This window comes from Romboutsia sp. 13368 (genome assembly GCF_018336475.1).
GTDB lineage: Bacteria > Bacillota > Clostridia > Peptostreptococcales > Peptostreptococcaceae > Romboutsia.
Window position 1 is genome coordinate 791,502 of sequence record NZ_CP048741.1, and the last position, 668, is coordinate 792,169.

Below are 668 nucleotides of genomic sequence, written 5' to 3' on the forward strand. Positions count from 1 at the left end.
AAAAAAAGAAATGGCCTATCTTATAAAGATATAGCGATATTACTTCAAGCTGAAGATGAAAAAGATTTACAAGAAATATATTCATTAGCTGGAGAAATTAAAAATGACATATATGGAAAAAGAGTAGTAGTATTTGCTCCTCTTTATGTTAGTGACTATTGTGTAAATAATTGTGTTTATTGTGGTTATAAAAGAGATAACAAGTTTAATAGAAGAAAATTAACTATGGAAGAAGTAGCAGAAGAAGTTAGAATATTAGAGCAGATGGGACATAAAAGATTAGCACTAGAACTTGGTGAAGACCCAGTAAATGCWTCAATAGATTATGTACTAGAATGCTTAGATACAATATACAAAACTCAAAATGCAAATGGAGAAATAAGAAGAGTTAACGTAAATATAGCTGCTACTACTGTAGAAAATTATAAAAAATTACATGAAAAGGGAATAGGGACTTATATATTATTCCAAGAAACATATCACAAAGAAACTTACAATAAAATGCATCCAAAGTCAATAAAAGGAGACTATGAATATCAYTTAACTGCATTTGATAGAGCTATGGAAGCTGGAATTGATGATGTTGGAGCTGGAGTTTTATTTGGATTATCTGACCCTAGATTTGAAGTATTAGCACTTATGATGCATAATGCWCATYTAGAAGAAAA

Annotated in this window: 1 protein-coding gene; it reads left to right on the plus strand. The window is 29.4% G+C overall.

Features of this window, described 5'->3' with window-relative positions; genetic code table 11:
* On the plus strand, positions 1-668 hold a 668-nt coding region (hydG, locus tag G3997_RS03210; protein ID WP_296648012.1), incomplete at both ends, for a [FeFe] hydrogenase H-cluster radical SAM maturase HydG.